A 17,992-nucleotide genomic window follows, 5' to 3' on the forward strand; every position below is an offset into this window, starting at 1 on the left:
CCCGCCGTTAAGGTCCGCGTCCGCAATGAAAGCATTGAGTTTGTCCTCGATGACGCGTGGATTTTCACCATCCTGAATTGAAAGGATACCTTCGATGATAATATCTTTGCAGACCTGCTCTTCCTGGTTTTTTGCACGTAATTGCGACGCAATCGGATTGAACACAAGATTTGCAAAAAGCACGCCGTACAGCGTCGTGATCAGCGCCAGAGACATAGAAGGCCCGATGGTGTCCATGTCGCCGGTCAGGTTTTTAAGCATATTGATCAGTCCAATCAGCGTACCAACCATTCCAAATGCGGGAGCTGCTTTTGATCCCGTTTCAAAAATCGAAATATAGTTGGAATGCCGCTCGTCCATAAAATACGACTCTGTCTCCATCATGCTTTTGACAAGCTCCGGATCAGTACCGTCAAGAATCAGCATCACACCGTTTTTGATAAACGGATCATTGATATCGGCAAGCTTATCCTCCAGTGCCAGCAGTCCGTTTTTTCGCGCGATATTCGCCATCTCAATAATTTCCGCAACCTGCTTGGAATAATCGGTATCGCTTTTTTTGATCGCAATTTTGATCAGCGTCGGTATTTTTTTCATATCCGCCATCGGATATGCTGCAATAATAGCTCCGATCGTACCGCCCGCAACGATTGCAAAAGATCCAAGATCCAGAAAATTTCCAACCGAGCCACCGTTGGTCATACCGATTGCCGCTGTTACAAATCCTATAACGATGCCTAAAATAATCGTAATGTTCAAGCCTATACACCTCTTGCCAGTCCTGTGTTTGTTCTAAGGTCTGCTACCCTTCCTGTTCCAAATTCTTCGCCACTACCCTGGGCAAACCCAAATAGATCCTTTGTTTGTACTCCACGATTTCATCTACAATTTCGGACGGCTTCTCCAGCACCAGGATTTTTTTTCCTGATGCCAGAGTAATCAGCGTGTCCGGAATGGTTTCGATCAAATCAATGGCTTCCGCGTTTACCATAAAGTGTTCGCCACTTATTTTAGAAACCTCAATCATACTTTATTCCTTTACCGTTTCAGGTTTACCAGTTCCTCCAGCATGGAATCCGTGGTGGTTATGATCCTTGAGTTCGCCTGAAATCCCCTTTGCGTGGTGATCATATTGACCATCTCCTCTGAAAGGTCTACGTTTGACATTTCAAGGGACGAAGGCGTGATGCTGCCCGTGCCGCCCGCGCCCGCGAGGTTATAGGATACGCGGCCCGTATTCGCAGTAGATGCGTAGAGGTTCGTCGCGACCTTTTCAAGCCCCTCCACATTTGGGAAGTTAGCAAGCGCCACATACCCAAGCACTACTTTTTCTCCCTTTGCCATCGTCTGTGCGCCGGGAATCGGCTGTCCGTCAGGGCCAATCGGAATCCCTTCCTTCTTGAGCTGTGCAATCACCGCTCCTTCCTCGTTGATCGTTACGTTTTCATACACGTCCTGGTCAATGATGATATCCCCAAGGCGGTTTCCCGCAGTAAACGTATCGTTGTTCTTTACCTCAACGCGCATATTGTCAATCACTGTGCTGAGATCTGAATAAACAGACGTGTTGAAGTCTCCTGCGGCCACGTTTGCAAGGGCGTTAAACTCAAGCTTTCCGAAACCCGTATCAAGATGGTAGGTATCTCCCGCGGTCAATGCTGTCGCATCCGTTCCGTCCGCCGCCTTGATTTTCAGGTTGCTCTGCAGGATACCGTTTTTATACATATTGACGGTTCCGTCCGCCTGCGCTTCAAACGTATAACTTCCGGCAGGCTGTGATTTTGCCGTTGCCGCATCCGGCGTCCATTTGAAGGTGTCATATTTCCCTGCAACCTGCGTATCGTTGGTTATGCCCACCGTAGTCGATGCGTCCCCGGCCGTGCCCTGCTGATAGATCGCGTTATATCCCTGAACAAAATATCCGCTGGGGCTTACGAGGCTGCCGTTGCTTGAAACAGACAGGTTGCCCGCACGCGAATACCGCTCTCCCGCGCCGGTACGAAGCACAAAATATCCGTCCCCGCTGATTGCAAGGTCCAGCGTATTTCCTGTATACTGCGCCGCGCCCGGGGTATGCTTGATTACGATCGAATTAACGTTTACGCCAAGCCCTACCTGTTGTGCATTAATACCGCCCTGCGTTGCCGAAGGCGCAGACGCTGGGGTTACCGTTTCGCTGTAAAGGTCTGCGAAATTCGCCGCGCTTTTCTTAAAACCAAGTGTGTTTACATTTGCAATATTGTTACCAATTACGTCCATTCGGGTCTGGTGTGTCTTCAAACCAGTTACGCCCGAAAAAAGTGCTCTCATCATAATGAGCTGCCTCCTTAGTATGCTGTCTCTATGTCAATTATTGTTGTATCCATCATTATTATCCCTGCCATCATTGCAAATAATGTGGTACCTGCTGTACTTCCATATATCCGTCACATCCGTATGCGTCAGTCTATTAACCGATTTTTGTGATATATGAAACAGGGACTTCCTCTCCCTTAACGGTATTTCCATCCGCATCCACCGTATCCTTGAGCTTCGCGTAGAGTTCACCTGTGTTCTTGATCGTGATATACTCTACCTCGCCCTTTACGGTTACCTTTTGAGGTGTGATTGCGCCTGTAGCCTCATCCTTCACATCTTTTACGATCGTTGCTTCGACCGTTTTGCCGATCAGGTTCGCCGCCTGCGAAGTAAGCGCATTGGAATCCATTCCATTGTCGTACGTCGCCGTTACCGCACTGAGCGGCACATAGAAATCGCCAACCATCAGGTATTCCTTGCCTCCCTGGCTGGCTACCCCGCCCACTTTTCCGTAGACCTGCTGCTGCGTGCCGTTTTCATCTGTCACATTCCCAAGAATATATTTGCCAATCAGGGAATATGCCTGTGAGCTTGAAAACGACTGGTTCAAATTCTGCATTTGTGTCAATGAATTAAACTGAGCCATTTGTGCGATAAAGTCCGTATCCTCCATCGGCTGGAGCGGATCCTGGTTTGCGAGCTGTACTGCAATCAGCTGCAAAAATTCCTGTTCCCCAAGCTCGCTTGAAGGCGTTCTCTTGTTCGCGTTTACGGGACCGTTCGTTCCGCCCGTCGTTGGTGTTACTGCACTCGTATTTGCCATAATTACTCAAACAATCCTTTCAAAATTACTGTTTTCTTGCGTTTCTAAGCACTAAATTCCACAGAACCTCCCTGCTCTGCAAGTACATCGTAATAAGACAGATTGTCGTAAAACGCTGTTGCACTCTCGATGCTTTCCTGCGCCCCTCCGTGGCCGCCTCCCTTTGTTTCGTTCCATTGCCGCGATCCGCTGTTATCCTTGGAAGCAGAATCCGTCATCTGACCGTAGATCACTTCCATCTGAACCACATTGATGCCCTTATCCCGCAATGCTTCCTGCATTGCCGTCATATCGCTTTGCATCACCTGCTGCACATCTTTGCTTGAAGTCATCAGCTTTGCCACAATACCTTTATCCTCTGCCGAAAGCAGAATCGAAAGTCCGCCCAAATGCTCCGGCTTCAACTGCAGGAAAAATTCCGTTTTTTCCTTTGTTACCGTGCTCTTGATTTGGTCAATCAGCTTTGGCAGCAATTCTTCCTTTTGCTGCACCTGTTGGTACTCCGGCTGCTGCTCTCCTGCAAGCTGGAACTCGACCTTGCCTTCTTTTGTGACGTTTGCGGTCATTGGAGACTGCAATGCAGTTTTTTCACCGCCGCCCTGTTTTTCTTTGCTGCCAGCTTCTTCGCTTTCTCCTGAAACCGTTTCCTCAGGCTGCAATGCCGGGACGGCAAATGTTTGATCTGTTTTTCCGGAGCCTCCCGCTTGCTGTCGTACAATCGCGTCCGCTTCACTCAGCGCCTGCCGTACAAACGGCTCCGCCTCGCGGTCTACCAAAACCGCAGCCTGCTCAGGCTCGCTGCTCGCTTTCTCCGGTTGCTTTCCAACCGCTGCATTCGCCTGACCGTCCAACACGTCAACCGCTTCCTGCAAAACAGGTTGTATCTGCTGCGGCAACGGTCCGGTCCGGTCCACTGCTTCAGCAGCAGGCATTGGCGTTGACTCCACCGTTTGCGCGTCCTGCGCCGGTATGCTTTCCAGCGGCAACGCTACGGCTGTTGCAACAAGGCCCGCCTGACCGGCGTCGGGTTGTTTCTCTTCAGGTTCCGCTTTTTCACCGGGCGCCTTTTGCACGACGTCATCTTCCGTTTCTTCCGGCTCCTGAGCTGCAACGGAATCATCTTTTACGGTTTCCGCTTTCGAGCTGTTGGCTTTATCGAGCTCCTGTGCAAATCCATCGTCTGTTTTTCCGTTTTCCGGAACGGTCGCAGTGTTCACTACAAGCTCCGTTACGTTTGTTATCTTCATCATCCTTTCTCACCTCCTTTCCTTACTTCTTTTATTTCAATGAGAATCATTGATTCATTTGCTGCGCCACGCTGCCCGCCTTTGCGGAATCCATAGCGCCCAGGATTTCAGCTGCTTTTTTCTGGTCCATCGCGCCCAGTACGCTTGCAATCCACTGGTCGCTGGCGACATTGTTAAAAATCCCCGCCGCCGCGTTCTTGTCCATATTTTCAAAAACGGAGGCAACCTCTTTGCCGGACGCTCCCTGCGTCGAGGTGCTCTTTGCGGCCTCCTGCGTCGTAAGCGCCGCTTCCCGCTCGTTTAACTGCTTTTCCCTGGTAACAAGTTCCTGCTGCTTTTGCTCAAGCTCCTGTTTCCCCTGCTCGTACGCCGTCTTTTCGCTCAGCATCATTTCGTATTGCGAATCCTGGGAAATAAAAAACGAAATAACCTTTGTTTTCACGCCAAGAAGGTTAAAATAGTACATCGCGCCGCCACCCGCTATCAGTATGACCACAATAATCGCTGCTACGGCTTTCCCGCTCAGCTTTTTCTTTTTGCCTTTCGGCCCCTCTTCCTGCGGTATTCCCTGTATTCTGTTATTTTCCTGCGCCGCTGCACGACTGTTATTCACCGCCACGTCTTTCTCCGTTCCCCGCTTAAATCGCCAGTGTTTCCGCTTTTGCCTGCATGAAGTCTTCTATGAGCTTATCATTATCCTTCTGGATCTCCGCCTTATATTCCTCAAGCTGCTCCTCGCGCATCCGTTCGAGCACCTTCTGCTCGTTCATCAGGCGCGCAAGCTGCTTCCTGCATTCCTCTATTTTTATATTGCAGTCCGCAATTTCGCGGTCTTTCCTGCTCATTTCAACGCTCAGGTACTGGAAATATTCCCCAAACATTTTTACTTCCGTCATACTCATTCCAGTCTTGCATTTCCTGCAATAAACCGCTTGTTGTCCATCGTAGGTTTGCTGCATGTCCACCCGCTGCGTTTGCAGTCCGGTCATCACCTTGTCAAGCCCCTTCAGTTCAACCCTTTTCTGGTTTTCCTCCGACTGCTTTACGTCGTATAGCTTATGTAGTGTAAACACAAATTTTTTCATCGCATTACTCCATCGTGCCTGCCGTTATCTCCCGCAGCCTCTCGATCGTTTCCTCAAATGTGGAACCTTCCCCGATCTCCTGTCTTAAAAATCCAAGAATCGGTTCGTGCAGGTTAATCGCCGTATCGATCCCTGGGTTCGCTCCCTGCTTGTAGGCGCCAATGCTGATCAGGTCCTGCACCGCGTTGTATTCCGACATCATGTTTTTGACATATCCCGCCATCTTCCGGTGCTCCGGCGTAACGATATCCGTCATAAGCCTGCTTACGCTCGCCAATATGTCAATCGCCGGATACTGGTTGTTGTTTGCGAGCTTCCTGGAAAGTACAAAGTGTCCGTCCAGAATGCCCCGCACCGTATCTGAAATCGGTTCGTTGAGGTCGTCGCCCTCTACAAGTACCGTGTAAATCCCCGTAATACTGCCCTTCTGTGACGTACCCGACCGCTCCAAAAGCTTTGGAAGCATCGAATACACGGAAGGCGGAAACCCACGCGATACCGGCGGCTCGCCCACCGTCATTCCAATTTCACGCTGCGCCATCGCAAAACGCGTCAGGGAATCCATCATCAGCATCACTTTATATCCCATATCGCGGAAATATTCGGCGATCGCCGTTCCTACGAGTGCGGATTTCAAACGGAGCAAAGCGGGCTGGTCCGAGGTTGCCACTACCAGTACAGACTTTTTGAGCCCCTCTTCCTTCAGGTCCTTTTCCATAAAGTCAAGGACTTCCCTGCCACGTTCTCCCACGAGAGTAATTACGTTGATATCCGCACTTGCGCGCCGCGCTATCATTCCCAGCAGAGTGCTCTTCCCGACGCCGCTTCCCGCGAATATCCCTATCCTCTGCCCCTGCCCCATGGTAAGAAGCCCGTCAATCGCCCGTACGCCAAGAGGCAGAATTTCCTTAATGCGTACCCGCTCAAGCGGATTGGGCGGCATATTCTCAACCGGATAATGCCCGTCTGTCACGACGGGGCCTTTTCCGTCCATCGGCCTTCCGAGTGCGTCAAGCACTCTTCCCCTCAAGCCTTCTCCTACCGCCACCTTATATTCGGTGCCTGTTGCAACCACTTTATTTCCCGCGCCGATGCCCGAAACATTTCCAAAGGGCATCAGCACCACATTCTCATCCTTAAATCCAACCACCTCGGCCAGAACCTCTTCGCCGCCGCTGTGTGGAAATATTTTGCAGATATCCCCCATTTTGACCATAGGGCCTTTGGACTCTATCGTCATGCCGACTACCTTTTTTACGGTGCCGCTCATCTCCAAAAGATTCGCGTGGTCGATCACCTGCTTCAATTTTTTGATTCTGTCTTCCAGCATTTTCAGCCTACTTCACGCAGCGCGTATCCCATTCTCTTAAGCTGCGTCCTTACGCCGGAACGTATTGTCCCGTACTCTGTTTCGATTACGCAGTCTCCCTTTTGCAGGGATAAATCCTGCTTTACCGTAATTCCGAAATTTCTCAGCTCTGTCACATATTCTTCTTCTTTTGCAAACAGATACTCATATTCGTGCTTGCTGACCTTTAAAATCATATCGCTATCGCTTTGTACCCTGGAAAGCGTATCGTTAAGTACATTCAGGAAGGCTTCCTCAGACTGGTCAAGCTTCTGCTTTACGATGTGCTCCGCAATGTAAAGGCTGATATCGAGCACGCTCTCTTCAACCCCGTCCATCATCTGCTCCTTTGCACGCACAAGCGTCATCAACGCCTGCTCCGCGGCTTCCTTTTCCTTCTGTCGTTCCGTTGCCGCAGCTTCCGCCGCGCCGGAAAGCCCGTCCTGATATCCCTGGGCCTGGGCGTCCCTGCGTATTTGTTCAGCCTGCTCCTGCGCCCCCGCGATGATCAGTTCCGCCTGTTTCTTTGCCTTTTGTATTTCAGCCTCAAGCCGCGCAAGCTCGCTTTGTTTTTTCTCTGCCGGGGAAGCGTCCGGTTCTTCCTGCTCCTGCGTTATTTCTTCCTCCTGAAAAGTGGAAACCAACTCCACGAGGTCCTCCAGCTTTGGCAGTTCAACCATCTCTGCCGAATATGTATCCTCTGCCGTCAGAGAATGCTTATCAATCCTAAACAATGAGTTCTTCCTCCGCTCCGCCTCTTGCAATCTCGATCTCGCCCGCATCTTCGAGCTTCCTGATCGCATTTACAATCGTCTGCTGCGCCTGCTCTACATCGCGTACGCGTACAGGTCCCATGTATTCCATATTTTCCACAATCATATCGTGCAGGCGCTTGGAAATATTCGCGAAAATCTTCTCTGCGATTTCCTCGCTCGCTCCCTTGAGCGCCATGGTGAGAACATCGTTGTCGATCTCTTTGAGCGTTTTTTGCAGATCCACGTCCGTAAGCTTGACAATATCCTCAAATACAAACATCTTCCGGTGGATTTCGTCGGCAAGCTCGGGATTATCCATCTCAATTTTGTCGAGTATGCTTTTCTCCGTACTCCTGTCGATTGCGTTAAGCATCTCAACAATCGTATCCACGCCGCCAACCGAAGTGTTCTCTTCCTGCCCGATACTGCTGATTTTGTATTCCAGTATCTTTTCTGCTTCCCGGATATATTCCATGGAAACAACGCTCATATTCGCGATCCGCTCAACGACCTTCGCCTGGTTTTCTTCAGGCAGCAGCGCCAGAATGTTTGCAGACTTTTCCGGTTCCAAATAGGAAAGGATCAGCGCAATGGTCTGCGGATGCTCGTTCTGGATAAAATTACTGACCTGCGTTGGATCGGCGCGTCTTACAAAGTCAAACGGCCTTACCTGCAATGCTGCCGAAAGCTTGCCGATCAACTCGTCCGCCCTGTCCCCGCCAACCGCTTTTACAAGAACGTCGCGCGCATAATCGATCCCGCCTTCCGAAATATATTTTTGTGTGACGCAAAGATCGTAAAATTCCGATATCACTTCATCGCGCGTTTCCTTGTCAAAGGCGCGCAAGCCTGTAATGCTCAGCGTCAACTGCTCTATTTCATCATCGGTCAGGTGTTTATATATTTTTGAGGAAAAGTCTTTCCCCAGAGCCACCATGAGGATCGCCGCTTTTTCCTTGGGCATCAAATTTTCAGTCAAAGCAATCCCCCCTAAAAGTCGTCGGAAAGCCAGTTGCGCAAAAGCTGTGCAATCGCGTCCGGATCTTTGTCAACCAGTCCCTGTATCTGTCCGAGCGTGTTGTCATCCTTTTTGAGCAGCTCCTCAACCGACAGTTCGTCATCCACGGCAACATCGATATGCTGCCCTGTCGTATCCCCGCTCCATTCCTGCATTCTCTGCTCTTCAAGCTCCTGCTCGCGCCTTTTTCTCCTGTTCGACATAATCACGAGCAGGAGAATCAGGATTCCTGCAACGATTGCAATCGGCGGAATCAGCGTTTGAAGCATCTCACTGCGCTGCTGCTGTTCCATTGCCGCGGCTTGTTCCTCCAACGCCTGCTGGTAGAGCGTATTTTGCGTAAAAGGCATGCTGGATACAGTGATTTTATCTTCCGATACGCCAATCGCCGTAGCAATCTGCTGGCGCACCTGCGGCAGCACATCGGCGATAGAGTCGTCCCCGTTTATGATGAGGGTTGCTGAAAGTTCCGTAATGTCCCCCTGCGCCTCTTCAATCTGCTGGCTGATTTCGTTCACTTCGGCGTTGACCTCATTTACCGTCTGGTAATAGGTGCTGTCCTGCGCCGCATCATCTATCTCCTGATAGGTTGGCGCTCCTCCGTTCGGATCCTGTCCCGGTTCCCCTTCAGGCGTTGTACCGCCATTTTGCAGCCGTTCTTCCGTCTGCTTCATGCTGGTGATAATTCCCATATTTTCCGCATCATTTGTGGGAGGCGTCAGAGTCAGGGAATTTGTCGTCGTCTTATCAAAATTCAACGTAACGTTGACGCTTGCAGAGAGATTTTCCGGCCCAAACACCGGCGAAAGCAGATTGACAATCTGCTGCTCCAGGTCGCTTGCAACCTTCTGCTGCAGATTTACCTGCGTATCCACCTGGTTCACACCGCTTGAAGCCGAACCCGATCCATAAGAGTGCATATTCTGGTCAACAACCGAAATATTTTCCTCCGTAAGCGATGGAACCGATTTTGTTACAATCGCACGGATCGCATCCACATCGCTCTGGGAAAGCATATCCGAGCTTGATTTCAACACAACCATGACGGCAGCCGTAGAGTTTGGATTGGAGTCGTCCGACAGTACAAACCCGCTTTTGTCCGCAAGGGAAAGCAAAACCGTGCTGCTCTTGATCTTATCCATCTGATTGATGATCAGCGACAGGTTTTGCTGGAGCTGCGCCTGCTCGTAATAAGCCTTGTCCTTATCTGTAGAACCAAACGCTCCGGCATTTGTGGAATACAGGTCGTAATCGAGCGTATCGCCCGCGGGTATCCCCTGAGCCTGAAGCTTGTACTTCAACTCGTCCCTTTGGCCTTTGGGCACCATCAGAGTGCCCCCCGGAAGAGATTTTACATCAATCCCCATTGTTTCGAGTTCGGTCACCACGGTTCCGGCTTCCTCATCGTTAAGACCTGTAAACAATGTCTCATATTCCACCTGATTAGCCATTGTAACGACAACGCATAACGCAACTATGGTGAGTGCGATCACTGCAATAATCAGTATTTTCTGTGATTTTTTTGTCTTTTGCCACGATGCGAGCATTTTCTTGCCCATATCTGCGAATGCGTTATTCAGCGGAATTTCCTCCTTCGTTGTCCTGCCTTCAAAGCGATTATCCGGCCTATAAGGCCGGATATTTCAACCCCTCAGCCTGCCTTAATACTTTTCTCCGGAGAAATCCATGGAATCGTCCATTCCATCAGAATAGCTCCCGCTGTCGTACATATTGATCGAATCAACCGACTGGTTTTTAAGCCTGAACCGGCTTACCATCTGCTTCATCATATCTGCCTGGCCGGAAAGCTCCTGACTTGCGGCAGCGCTTTGCTGGGCTGTCGCAGAATTTGTCTGAACAACAGTAGAAATCTGTTCTACGCCCTGGTTTACTTCGCCGATTGCGCGCGCCTGCTCATCTGACGAATTTGCGATATCGTCGATGTTCTGGCTGATCTTCACAGAGCTTTCCACAATACTCTTGAGTACGTCGGCCGTATCCAGTGCATTCTTGTTTCCAATCTGTACCTTCTGCACAGAGCCTTCAATAAGCGCAGATGTTTCCTTTGCCGCCTCCGCGCTCTTTGTTGCCAGATTCCTGACTTCGTCCGCAACGACCGCGAAGCCCATTCCCGCGCTTCCTGCACGTGCCGCCTCAACCGCTGCGTTCAGTGCAAGAATATTCGTCTGGAAGGAAATATCGTCGATCACCTTGATAATCTTGGCAATCTCCGAAGAGCTTTTGTCAATCGCATCCATAGATTCCAGCATTCCCTGCATATGGACATTGCATGCCCCCACCTGATCGGCTGTTTCCTTAATCAGGCCCTGTGTTTCCTTTGCGTTATCCGCATTGCGCTGCACCTGGTCGGAAATCTGGTTGATCGAAGCAGAGAGCTCCTGTACGGAGCTTGACTGCTCCGTAGCGCCTTGTGCGAGCGCCTGTGCGCCCCTTGACACCTCGTTTGAACCGATCGCAACCTGCCCTGCGGACTGATCCATAGATTCAAAGGTTGCGTTCAGGGAAAGTATCATCTTATTGAGCGATTCGCCGATTTGCGTAAAATCACCCAGATAGTTTTCTTTTGTCTCAACCGCGAGGTTGCCATCCGCCATTTCGCTCAGCACGTCGGAAATCTCGCCGATATAGCTTTTCAGTGTGCCGACCATGGAGTTGATATTGCCGGAAAGCGTGCCGAGTTCGTCATTCGAGCTGTATCCGACTCCCACGTCCAGATTGCCTTTGGCAATTTCCGTCGTCGCATTCGCACATTCCTCGATTGGTTTGCGGATGCTTCTCGTAATCGCGATCGCAAGGAGCATCGCAACGACAACCTCGACGACGATCAGAGCAATGATCGCAATCAGGACGACAAACGCCATTTGGTCGGCATCCGCCTTGAAGGTGGACGCTTCCGTATTGATCGTATCCTGCATCTGGTTGATCACCCCGAGCGCCTTATCAAGTAGCGGCGTAAACTGGTTGCTCATCATCTGCAGCGCGGACTGCGTATCGCCTTTGCTTTGTGATTCCAGCATCTGGTTGATAAGCGGAGCCGCTTCCCCGACGATCGATTCAAAGCTGTCGACCGTAGAAGCCGCCTCCGGATAGATTTCTTTTAATTTGGCGGACGCCGCCATCATCTCAGTGTTCTTGCTTTCGACCATTTTTTTGACGTCCTCGAGCTGCGCTTGGTCTGACGTCATCATTGCGCCGTAAATATATTGCGTCGCCTGGTTGATGTCCACCTTGATCGTGGCGATCTCCTGCTGCGCGGCATACGGCCCATCATACAGTCCGTTGATTTTCCCGCTCATCATATTCGATCCGATGATCGAAACAGCGCCCAGTATGATCGTCAGGATAATCGCAATCAGGAAGCCGAAGAGCACCCTCGTTCCAACCTTCATCTTCTTTAGCATCTTATTTGTCCTCCCACTTTACTCATATTTCTTCTTTCCTATTCAAAATCTTGATCCCCAATGACCTTTTCGCAGGACATCAGTAATATCAGCTTGTTTTCCTGCACCGCAATCCCATTGATATATTGATCCGCTTGGGCACCGGTGCTGTGCGGCGGCGGATTAATTGTACTTTTGTCAATATCGAGCACTTCGTTTACCTCGTCCACGATAAGTCCAATTTCCATGTCATTCACATTCACGACGATAACGCAGGTTTTATCGGTGTATTCCTTCTCCTCATAACCTACCCTCAGGTTCACATCGATCAGCGGTATGATAAGCCCCCGCAGATTGATAACGCCCTTCAGGTAGGGTGGGAACTCCGGCACCTCCGCAACATCCTGCATTCCGATGATTTCAATAACAAGTGCTATCGGTATTCCATAGCACTGCCCATTAATAAAGAACGTGAGGTATTTTTCTTTGTTTTCCGCCTCATTTTCCTGCTTCATTTCCTGTTCATCCAAAAGCCATTCCTCCTTGCACCGGCACTTCAGGTCTGCTATTCCAAAAGATTGTTGATATCCAGGATAAGCGCGATTCCGCCATTACCCATGATGCTGCAGCCATTAATCCCTTTTATTTTCCCAAATGATTTCACTACGTAAGGCGGCATTGGCTTCACAACCGCCTGCTGTTCTCCCAAAAGCGTATCCGCAAAGAGGCAGGCCGCCCCGCTGTCGCTCTCCACCAGCACCATAATGCCGCTGTTAAAATCTTCCACTCCATTTGCGACGTCAAATACCCTGTGCAGTCTTATGATCGGATAGCATACCCCGCGAATCATGATCATTTCGTTGCCGTTTGGCTCAACTATAATTTCGTATAATCTGGGTTCTAAAAATTCCCTTATCACAAGCGTGGGCACAATATAGATCGATTTCCCAACCGTGATTTTCATTCCGTCCATAATTGCAAGCGTGAGCGGAATGTGCATCGTAATCGTCGTTCCCTTGCCCGGTTCGCTGTCTACAGAAATACTACCCCCGACATTATCAAGATTTTTATGGACTACGTCCATGCCGACGCCCCTGCCGGAATATTCCGTCACTTCATCATTTGTAGAGAATCCCGGAAGCAAGGTAAATCCATAAGCTTCCTTATCGGAAATTTCATTCTCCGTTTTTGTGGTCAGCCCGTTCGCGATTGCCTTCTGGATAATTTTATTCCGATCCATACCCGCACCGTCGTCCATGACGCGTACGATTACGTCGCCGCTTTGATTACACGCCTCAAGCGTCACAGTGCCCTTTTCGCTTTTTCCTGCCGCAAGACGTTCCTGTGGCGTTTCGATGCCGTGATCCATTGCATTACGAATCAGGTGCATAAGCGGATCGGACAAATTATCGATAATATTTTTGTCAACCTCCGTATCCTCGCCGATAATCACCAGCTCAGCCTGTTTCTTTGTTTTTTTGCTGATATCGCGCACAATACGCTGCATTTTATGAAACGTGGTTGCAATCGGCACCATACGGATCGACATAACAATATCCTGCAACTCGTCCGTCAGCTTACGAAGCTGTCTCGCCTGTTTCTCAAAATTTTCCAGATGCAGGTCTGCAATATCCGTATTTTTCGTCACCATGGATTCTGTGGTTACAATTTCCCCCACCAGATTCATCAGCTTGTCGATCTTATTGACATTTACGCTGATAAAGCTTTGTTTCAGGGCTTTTTCTTCCTTCGCCGCTTTTTTGACGGTGGATGGCTTATCCTGAGCCGGAGCCTCCTTGCTCTTTGCAGGCGTTCCCTGCGCTTCTGCCGCGCCGTTTGGTTCCTGCGATTGCCCTTCTTGCTCCGCCTCCGGCGCATATTCCTCAAAATCCATCGTGGACAGGAACATCGTTTCAGAAATTTTCTGTTTGATCATTTCCGCGCATTCTTCCGTGGTGGATACCGCAATCCAAAAACCATGGTTTGCAATTTCTTCATCGTGGTTTTCTTCCACCTCTTCCGGATAGGTCGCAATCGCCGAATAGAGCTCCTCGATGGACATCAGCGCCCCATAAGCGCGAACAGTCTCCATCTGGCAGCCCTTATCCAAAAACATCCTGATCCAATAGATTTTCTCCTGCTCCTGCTGCTTTATCCGGGAAATCAGATCCCTGAGAATCTTTGCGTCCTCTCCCGCAGCGTCTTCTCCGTCTTCTGCCTCGCCAGCCTGCATTTCTTCGTTTACCGGTTCTCCTTCTTTTTCCCCTTCAATCAAGGCATTGAGGATATCGCCAAGCTCCTTGCACAGCTCGTCCGCCTGCTCATCGGGCAAATCTCCCTGTTGCAGCTTTTCAATTTCATTTTTGAAAAAATCGATAGATTCCAGAACAACATCAAAAATACGCTCCCAATCGGAATCCTGAGGTTCCTTTTCCCTTATTTTGGAAAACAGGTCCTCAACGGCGTGTGCAAGCGTCGTCATCGCGTCATAACCCATCATTGCCGAAGAGCCCTTGATGGTGTGCATAACCCGGAACGTTTCATCTATTTGTTCCTTGCCAAGTTTTTCATTTTTTTCGCCGCCCAGCAGCAATTCCTCCAGCTGTTCGAGCAGTTGGCCGTTTTCCAGCACAAACATGGTCAGCATGGAATCATTCTCGCCCATTTGGCTTCACCCCCTCATTTGTATGCGCCTGCATACAAATAATCATTTGAATTTACTGAGCGCCTGAACAATGATATCTTCCTTGAACGGCTTTACAACAAATCCTTTTGCCCCAAGCATGACAGCTTCTTTTACCATGCCCTCCTGCCCCAGGGCAGAAACCATAACAACGTTTACCTTTGGATTTATTTTCATAATTTCTTTTAGCGCGTCGATTCCCGTCATTTCAGGCATCGTAATATCCATTGTAATAATATCCGGTTGTAATTCGGTACACTTCTGGATTGCCTGCGCACCATTCTCTGCTTCGCCTACTACATCAAAGCCATTTTTCGACAGCATATTTTTAATTGTAAGCCTCATAAAAGCAGCGTCGTCTACAACCATTACCTTGTTCATAATTTTCCTCCTAACAATATAATTGCTTTTCTTTCCATAATTTATATCAATTCATCAAATCGTCCTGGTTCCTTTGCCAACGGTTTTAACCATCAGGCTTCCATCCTCTGTATTGAGCTCGATCGTGCGCCCATAGCTTCCGCCCAAATCTTCAGCCGCGATTGGTATACGCAGTTTCAGCACCGCTATTTTACTTTTGAATGCGTTGCGTTCCCCAACCTTAAGCGTATTGCTTTTGCTGATCCCGCCAAACATATGTGCGCCTCCCGCCACCTTGGCTACCATTGCCTGCTTGTTGGCGCCGGCTTTCAGCATTTGTTTCAAGAGCTCGTCAACGCCGGTATCGGCAAATTTTGCCCGCGCAGCATCTGTCCTGCCATTGCTTTCCGGGAGTACGATATGGACCATCCCGCCGATTTTATTGATCTTGTCAAACAATACAACCCCTACGCACGATCCAAGCCCAAGCGTCGTTATATGCTGCGGGCATTTCACAACCCCCAGCTCCGCCATACCAATCACCATCGTTTTCATAGCTTATATATACAACGCTTTCTTCAATACTTCGAGCGACTCCATCGTCGGCATCAGGAAAAAGTTGCCATTGATATTCTCCGCCGCCCCGCCAAATTTTGTATCCAGCATCAATACGGATTCGCCAAGTTCGCCATATACCAGAACCGGTACGTTCATAATGGCCATTGCCATATCGATCGTCATCTCCGGCACTGTTGGAATAATATTCAGCTGCATCATGGAAGAAATCGCTGAAAGATACGTTCCAACCAAAATATTGCATACCTCGCGCATTGGTTCATAGACCTCGATATTGAATTCCTCTGACTCGCTGATTTCCTGGCCCATCAATACCTTAATCGTATTTCTCGCATCATGAAGCTCCTGCGCAAGCAAAATGAACCCATCAATATCACCGCTCATCTGGACAAGCATCCCGAGGATCACATTTTCTGCACCGCCCATTTTATCCGCAATTTCCGAATAGCCAATCATTTCACATTTTGGAACGTTTACGCTAACCGGCAGCCCCGTCATCTCCGACAGCGCGGAGGCAGCGTTTCCTGCACCGATATTCCCGATTTCTTTGAGCAAATCCAGATCTGCCGCACCAATCTCCATACTTTATCCTCTTCCCTCATGAAACAATGTTGTATTTGTCCGGTATTTTTTTGTGTTATAATTTAACTATTCTTTTCAGGTATTGTTTAATGAAAAACAACACAAAATACAGGCATCCCCTGTGTATACCTGTATCTGATAATTCCCCCGCCTCACTGGAACGATACGTTCCTTTGCAACAATACAACCCATTTTTCCGTCCTTCATTCTCTGTCCCCCGCTTTTACCTGACGGACAAAATTTTAATGCCATTGCTGTGATCCTTAATGTTACCAACGTTCCATAGTTGGTATCATTATATCGTAGGCCTACTACCTGCGGCAGGACGACGCCGGATACGGGTATTGGCTTTGGAAACACCAATCAGTTTGTTTCCAAATTAAGTACCGTCTCCGCGCTTACTCTTCGCAATATATTGTATATTACGAATTTTTTGTTTTAAGAGTATTGCCCTGCATTTTTTTCGTACCCTGTTGACGGCGGCTGACGGTCTAAACTTTTTAACAAGCGACCTTTTTGAGCTTTTTAATCGATTTCATTTTATTTTCACGCGTACAATGTGCATACCGTGAGAGCGTAATTTGCGGAGTGCTGTGCCCCAGCAGCTCGCTGAGCGTCTCTATCCCAATGCGCTGTTCAAGGCAACGCGTCGCGAACGTGTGGCGTAACGTATGGAAATGTACGTTATCTATCCTAAGCCTTTCCATGAACTGCGAAAAACGTTTTTGGACAGTTCTTGGATCGAGGTAGCTTCCGGTGCGGTTTTGGAAAACAAAGTTTTCACTTTGGCAACCGCCCTGTTTGAACTTCCGGGATAGTTTATCTAAAATGAAAAGAGGGACAGGTATCTCCCGGATGGATTCATCGCTTTTCGGTTTTCCCAATATGACTTCTGTTCGCGTGCTTCTTCCTTCGCATTTAACGCGCTTCACCGTATGGTTTACGAAAATAATTTTATTGTCAAAGTCTATGTCCTTCCATTTGAGGGCGCAGACCTCGCCAAGACGCAAACCTGTATACAGGCAAAGTATATATTCAAGATTCCCTGTTGCGAGGGCCTCGCGCTCAAGCTTTGCCTGTTCCGACAGAAGGAGTACGCGCGGCGCGCGCGTCTTATTCTTTGGTTTCTTGATGTCCCGGTAAGGGTTTTCGCGCAGCAATCCATGATCCTGCGCTTTTGTCAGGGCGGATCGAAGCAACCTGCAAACATTATGCAGCGTTCCTGGCTTTAGCCGGCTGCTCAGTTCGTTCACAAAGTCCTGGATTTTTTCCCTGCTGAGGTCCCTGAGATATAATGCGCCGAAAGCCGGATTGATATGGGTTTCGATCAGGCTCTGGTAAGAGTTAAAAGTAGACTGGCCGACGTAAGGCTTCGTGGAAACCATCAGCCAATAGTCCAGCCATGCCCGAACCGTGCCATTCCCATACGCCTGGACTACACAATTCGATCCGGAACACTTTGCACGCAAGACCGTAAGCTTGCGTTTTACGTCTGTATACTTTTTCGCATAGACATATCCGTATTTCGTACGGCCTTTTTCATCCTTCCCCTTCACATATCTGCCTTCCCATCTTCCGTCTTTGCGCAGATAGATATTTTCTCCATGTCGTGCCATATAGTATGATCTCCTTTTCGACTTTTATTGACGGCGTAACTGACGGCGTAAAATTTACGTAAAATTTAATGTTTTCCGTTTCTCCGTACTTGCTACAAATTTTGTGGTAACAAAGCATTTCACAGGTATCTAAAATCATATAGCCATTGGCATGAAAGTCATTGACACATGTGTGATCTTTTGATAACATACTTACGAAG

18 protein-coding genes are annotated in these 17,992 nt (G+C 49.1%); all 18 read right to left on the reverse strand.

Annotated features, from left to right (window positions below; genetic code table 11):
* Nucleotides 1-759: motility protein A (locus CHK_RS04650; RefSeq protein ID WP_046442876.1), on the reverse strand; the 759-nt coding region annotated here is incomplete at its 3' end.
* A 43-nt stretch (nt 760-802) separates the two neighbouring features.
* Entirely contained in the window at nt 803-1,027 is a 225-nt protein-coding gene (locus CHK_RS04655) for a flagellar FlbD family protein (RefSeq protein WP_046442877.1), read from the reverse strand.
* A gap of 11 nt (nt 1,028-1,038) precedes the next feature.
* Nucleotides 1,039-2,313 carry a flagellar hook protein FlgE gene (locus tag CHK_RS04660; RefSeq protein ID WP_046442878.1) on the reverse strand — a complete coding sequence of 425 codons (1,275 nt, stop codon included), beginning with the start codon at nt 2,311-2,313 and terminating at the stop codon, nt 1,039-1,041.
* A 136-nt stretch (nt 2,314-2,449) separates the two neighbouring features.
* The gene (locus CHK_RS16045; RefSeq protein ID WP_082103395.1) at nt 2,450-3,121 is read right to left on the reverse strand and encodes a flagellar hook capping FlgD N-terminal domain-containing protein; all 672 of its coding nucleotides are present in this window, start codon (nt 3,119-3,121) and stop codon (nt 2,450-2,452) included.
* 44 nt (nt 3,122-3,165) lie between these two features.
* Nucleotides 3,166-4,371, reverse strand: coding sequence for a flagellar hook-length control protein FliK (locus CHK_RS04670; RefSeq protein WP_046442879.1), 1,206 nt, complete (start codon nt 4,369-4,371; stop codon nt 3,166-3,168).
* 43 nt (nt 4,372-4,414) lie between these two features.
* Nucleotides 4,415-4,981 (reverse strand): MotE family protein, encoded by a 567-nt coding sequence (locus CHK_RS04675; protein ID WP_131924818.1) that lies wholly within the window; start codon nt 4,979-4,981, stop codon nt 4,415-4,417.
* A gap of 25 nt (nt 4,982-5,006) precedes the next feature.
* Nucleotides 5,007-5,453, reverse strand: coding sequence for a flagellar export protein FliJ (gene fliJ / locus CHK_RS04680; protein WP_046442881.1), 447 nt, complete (start codon nt 5,451-5,453; stop codon nt 5,007-5,009).
* Between the two features lie 4 nt (nt 5,454-5,457).
* Nucleotides 5,458-6,783: a flagellar protein export ATPase FliI gene (gene fliI, locus CHK_RS04685; RefSeq protein ID WP_046442882.1), complete on the reverse strand. Its 1,326-nt coding sequence runs from the start codon at nt 6,781-6,783 to the stop codon at nt 5,458-5,460.
* Nucleotides 6,784-6,785: 2 nt separating this feature from the next.
* Nucleotides 6,786-7,535, reverse strand: coding sequence for a FliH/SctL family protein (locus CHK_RS04690; RefSeq protein WP_046442883.1), 750 nt, complete (start codon nt 7,533-7,535; stop codon nt 6,786-6,788).
* Entirely contained in the window at nt 7,528-8,520 is a 993-nt protein-coding gene (gene fliG, locus CHK_RS04695; protein ID WP_046442936.1) for a flagellar motor switch protein FliG, read from the reverse strand. The genes CHK_RS04690 and fliG overlap by 8 nt, the downstream gene beginning before the upstream one ends.
* 26 nt (nt 8,521-8,546) lie before the next feature.
* Nucleotides 8,547-10,214: a flagellar basal-body MS-ring/collar protein FliF gene (gene fliF, locus CHK_RS04700; protein ID WP_330379188.1), complete on the reverse strand. Its 1,668-nt coding sequence runs from the start codon at nt 10,212-10,214 to the stop codon at nt 8,547-8,549.
* Nucleotides 10,215-10,235: 21 nt separating this feature from the next.
* Complete coding sequence (locus CHK_RS04705; RefSeq protein ID WP_052740331.1) at nt 10,236-11,996, reverse strand: methyl-accepting chemotaxis protein; 1,761 nt, start codon at nt 11,994-11,996, stop codon at nt 10,236-10,238.
* A gap of 38 nt (nt 11,997-12,034) precedes the next feature.
* Entirely contained in the window at nt 12,035-12,505 is a 471-nt protein-coding gene (locus CHK_RS04710; RefSeq protein WP_235843829.1) for a chemotaxis protein CheW, read from the reverse strand.
* 35 nt (nt 12,506-12,540) lie between these two features.
* Nucleotides 12,541-14,640, reverse strand: a complete 2,100-nt coding sequence (locus tag CHK_RS04715; RefSeq protein WP_046442885.1) for a chemotaxis protein CheA — start codon at nt 14,638-14,640, stop codon at nt 12,541-12,543.
* Nucleotides 14,641-14,682: 42 nt separating this feature from the next.
* The gene (locus tag CHK_RS04720) at nt 14,683-15,039 is read right to left on the reverse strand and encodes a response regulator (protein WP_046442886.1); all 357 of its coding nucleotides are present in this window, start codon (nt 15,037-15,039) and stop codon (nt 14,683-14,685) included.
* A 54-nt stretch (nt 15,040-15,093) separates the two neighbouring features.
* Nucleotides 15,094-15,573, reverse strand: coding sequence for a chemotaxis protein CheD (locus CHK_RS04725; RefSeq protein WP_046442887.1), 480 nt, complete (start codon nt 15,571-15,573; stop codon nt 15,094-15,096).
* A gap of 3 nt (nt 15,574-15,576) precedes the next feature.
* Entirely contained in the window at nt 15,577-16,176 is a 600-nt protein-coding gene (locus CHK_RS04730) for a chemotaxis protein CheC (protein WP_046442888.1), read from the reverse strand.
* A gap of 500 nt (nt 16,177-16,676) precedes the next feature.
* On the reverse strand, nt 16,677-17,792 hold the full coding sequence (locus tag CHK_RS04735) for a tyrosine-type recombinase/integrase (RefSeq protein ID WP_046442889.1): 1,116 nt from the start codon (nt 17,790-17,792) through the stop codon (nt 16,677-16,679).
* Nucleotides 17,793-17,992 lie beyond the last annotated feature (200 nt).

Source organism: Christensenella hongkongensis (genome assembly GCF_000981035.1).
Lineage (GTDB): Bacteria > Bacillota > Clostridia > Christensenellales > Christensenellaceae > Christensenella > Christensenella hongkongensis.

What these genes read in the sequence shown, in the direction of transcription:
- CHK_RS04655 (WP_046442877.1), bottom strand. Translation starts at nt 1,027, where the DNA reads ATGATTGAGGTTTCTAAAATAAGTGGCGAACACTTTATGGTAAACGCG.
- CHK_RS04660 (WP_046442878.1), bottom strand. Translation starts at nt 2,313, where the DNA reads ATGATGAGAGCACTTTTTTCGGGCGTAACTGGTTTGAAGACACACCAG.
- CHK_RS16045 (WP_082103395.1), bottom strand. Translation starts at nt 3,121, where the DNA reads ATGGCAAATACGAGTGCAGTAACACCAACGACGGGCGGAACGAACGGT.
- CHK_RS04670 (WP_046442879.1), bottom strand. Translation starts at nt 4,371, where the DNA reads ATGATGAAGATAACAAACGTAACGGAGCTTGTAGTGAACACTGCGACC.
- fliJ (WP_046442881.1), bottom strand. Translation starts at nt 5,453, where the DNA reads ATGAAAAAATTTGTGTTTACACTACATAAGCTATACGACGTAAAGCAG.
- fliI (WP_046442882.1), bottom strand. Translation starts at nt 6,783, where the DNA reads ATGCTGGAAGACAGAATCAAAAAATTGAAGCAGGTGATCGACCACGCG.
- fliG (WP_046442936.1), bottom strand. Translation starts at nt 8,520, where the DNA reads ATGCCCAAGGAAAAAGCGGCGATCCTCATGGTGGCTCTGGGGAAAGAC.
- CHK_RS04705 (WP_052740331.1), bottom strand. Translation starts at nt 11,996, where the DNA reads ATGCTAAAGAAGATGAAGGTTGGAACGAGGGTGCTCTTCGGCTTCCTG.
- CHK_RS04715 (WP_046442885.1), bottom strand. Translation starts at nt 14,640, where the DNA reads ATGGGCGAGAATGATTCCATGCTGACCATGTTTGTGCTGGAAAACGGC.
- CHK_RS04720 (WP_046442886.1), bottom strand. Translation starts at nt 15,039, where the DNA reads ATGAACAAGGTAATGGTTGTAGACGACGCTGCTTTTATGAGGCTTACA.
- CHK_RS04725 (WP_046442887.1), bottom strand. Translation starts at nt 15,573, where the DNA reads ATGAAAACGATGGTGATTGGTATGGCGGAGCTGGGGGTTGTGAAATGC.
- CHK_RS04730 (WP_046442888.1), bottom strand. Translation starts at nt 16,176, where the DNA reads ATGGAGATTGGTGCGGCAGATCTGGATTTGCTCAAAGAAATCGGGAAT.
- CHK_RS04735 (WP_046442889.1), bottom strand. Translation starts at nt 17,792, where the DNA reads ATGGCACGACATGGAGAAAATATCTATCTGCGCAAAGACGGAAGATGG.